The 2,523-nt window shown below is 63.2% G+C and carries 2 protein-coding genes and 1 pseudogene; 2 read left to right on the top strand and 1 reads right to left on the bottom strand.

The window, feature by feature from the left end:
* Positions 1 to 221, bottom strand: a pseudogene (locus I5W_RS28680) (aromatic amino acid DMT transporter YddG); the annotation flags it as partial.
* Positions 222 to 405: 184 nt separating this feature from the next.
* Here I5W_RS28680 and I5W_RS28675 point away from each other — a divergent pair.
* On the top strand, positions 406 to 1,062 hold the full coding sequence (locus I5W_RS28675) for a 7-cyano-7-deazaguanine/7-aminomethyl-7-deazaguanine transporter (protein WP_044531809.1): 657 nt from the start codon (positions 406 to 408) through the stop codon (positions 1,060 to 1,062).
* Between the two features lie 95 nt (positions 1,063 to 1,157).
* Positions 1,158 to 2,315, top strand: a complete 1,158-nt coding sequence (locus I5W_RS28670) for an MFS transporter (protein WP_044531808.1) — start codon at positions 1,158 to 1,160, stop codon at positions 2,313 to 2,315.
* The last annotated feature ends 208 nt before the right edge of the window (positions 2,316 to 2,523 follow it).

The following is a 2,523-nucleotide window of genomic DNA, read 5'->3' as shown; positions in this document are numbered from 1 at the left end:
GCCACGAACAGCACACTGCCCCACAGCAGGTACTTGCGCGGGAAGCGTGAGAGCCGCGGAAAACCCACCGACATCCACAGGATCACCGAGGCCACCGTATAGATCGCCGCCGCCCCACCCGTGGCCCCCAGATGTTGGCTCACGCCGCGGATCAAGCCGACGATGGCGCTCCACAAGAGCACCGCACTCAGTCCGATCAGGGTAGCCTTCTTGCTGTCCATTGCACCTGCCCAAAAGCGCAAGAGTGTACCGCACTGGCCGGCCGGGCCCATGGCGGCCTTGTGGTAGAATCTTGCCCCTTCTGTCCGTTCTATCCGCTCTGACCGGCCCGCTGTGGCCATCGCCGTGCTGGCGGCCGGGCATGTTCCATGGGTTCCCTCACCCCCATTCATCAAAAAGGTTCATATGACCACTCTCGACCTGCGCCGGCACGCCGCCGTGCTGACCTGGCTTTCCCTGTTCCACCTGCTGGTGATCACCTCCAGTAACTACCTCGTGCAGTTGCCGGTATCGCTGTTCGGCCTGCATACCACCTGGGGCGCCTTCAGTTTTCCCTTCATCTTCCTGGCCACCGACCTGACGGTACGCTTCTTCGGCGCGCCGCTGGCACGACGCATCATCTTTGCGGTGATGCTGCCGGCCTTGTTCATTTCCTATGGTATCTCGGCCCTGTTCTACCAGGGACAGTGGCAAGGCTTCGGCGCGCTGGCGCATTTCAACCTGTTCGTGGCGCGCATCGCCGCTGCCAGCTTCATGGCCTACGTGCTGGGACAGGTGCTGGACGTGCAGGTCTTCAATCGGCTGCGGGCCTCGCGTCACTGGTGGCTGGCGCCGACGGTATCGATGATCTTCGGCAACGCCAGCGATACCATCGCCTTTTTTTCGATCGCCTTCTGGCGCAGCAGCGATCCCTTCATGGCCACTCATTGGGTGGAGATCGCGCTGGTCGATTATGGCTTCAAGATCGCCATCAGCTTGCTGTTCTTCCTGCCGGCCTACGGCGCGCTGATGTCGATGCTCAAGAGCTGCTTCGCACGACCGCTGGCATCCGGTCCGGCCTGAGTCCTGCAGGCATTTCCATCCAACGGTAAACTTGCGGCTTTGCGCGGTCTCCACTGCCGCGCCCTCCTCCACTCCACCCTCCACCTGGACTGCGCATGAATTGGCCCCTGTTTGCCCTTGCCGTTGCCGCCTTTGGCATCGGCACCACCGAATTCGTCATCATGGGCCTGCTGCCCGATGTTGCCGGCGACCTGAAAGTATCGGCTCCCGCAGCCGGTATGCTGGTCTCCGGCTACGCGCTGGGCGTGGCCGCAGGTGCCCCCATCCTGGCCATCCTCACGGCCAAATGGCCGCGCAAGCAGGCGCTGGTGGGACTGATGTGCCTGTTCATCCTGGGCAATGTGCTGTGCGCAATGGCCCCCAACTACAACTTCCTGATGGTGGCGCGCGTGGTCACCGCGTTCTGTCATGCCGCCTTCTTCGGCATCGGCTCGGTGGTGGCGGCGGAACTGGTGCCGCCCCAGAAGCGCGCCCAAGCCGTGGCACTGATGTTCACCGGCCTGACGGTGGCCAATATCCTGGGCGTACCGCTGGGCACCGCCTTCGGCCATGTGGCCGGTTGGCGCGCCACCTTCTGGGCAGTCACGGGTATCGGCGCACTGGCTGCCACCATGCTGTGGACCATGTTGCCCAGACATCTCCCCATGCAAGGGGGCAATATCTTCCAGGAATTCCGCTCCATCATCGATACCCGCGTCCAGCTCTCGCTGCTGACCTCGACCCTGGCCTCGATCAGCATGTTCAGCGTCATCACCTACATCGCCTACATCCTGTTGAACGTGACCGGCTTCAGCGCGCAGGAAGAAAGCTGGGTGCTGCTGTTGTTCGGTGCCGGCATCACCGTCGGTGGCCTGGTCGGCGGCAAGCTGGCCGACTGGAAACTGATGCCGGTGATGTGTGCGGTGTTCCTGTGCATCGCCATCGTGCTGGGGCTGTTCTCCTTCACCAGCCACTACAAGTGGCCGACCCTGGCTACCATGTTCGCCTGGGGCGCTTTCGCCTTCGCGGTGGTGCCGGGCGCGCAGATCCGCGTGCTCGATACCGCACGCGGCGCGCCCAACCTGGCCTCCACGCTCAACCAGGGTGCCTTCAACCTGGGCAATGCAAGCGGTGCCTGGGTCGGTGGCCTGGCCATCTCGGCCGGCCTGCCGCTGACCGACCTGCCCCTGATCGGCTCGGTGTTCGCCCTGCTGGGCTTGGCCACGGTAGCGTTCTCGGCTTCGCTGGACAAGCGCGTGCGCGCTCCCGCCTGAACCTGCCTCCCCCTCAAGAGACAAGGCGCCTGCGCCGCGAGGGACAGGCGCCTTTCTTCATATTCTGAGAACGGACTAGCTTCAAGCAGCTTTCAGACCGGCTTCAGATGGGCCGATGCCATGAAGTTATCGAAGAAACTTTCACATCGTGCCAATTGCTCCAGGGTGACGAACTCATTGGGCTTGGCGCATGACGATTCACCCGCCC

The sequence above is a fragment of the Herbaspirillum sp. B65 genome (assembly GCF_000333555.1).
Classification (GTDB): Bacteria; Pseudomonadota; Gammaproteobacteria; order Burkholderiales; family Burkholderiaceae_D; genus Herbaspirillum; species Herbaspirillum rubrisubalbicans.
This window is presented reverse-complemented; position numbering and strand designations above follow the sequence as displayed.

Coding starts and splice junctions, on each gene's coding strand:
- I5W_RS28675 (WP_044531809.1), top strand. CDS start 406: ATGACCACTCTCGACCTGCGCCGGCACGCCGCCGTGCTGACCTGGCTT.
- I5W_RS28670 (WP_044531808.1), top strand. CDS start 1,158: ATGAATTGGCCCCTGTTTGCCCTTGCCGTTGCCGCCTTTGGCATCGGC.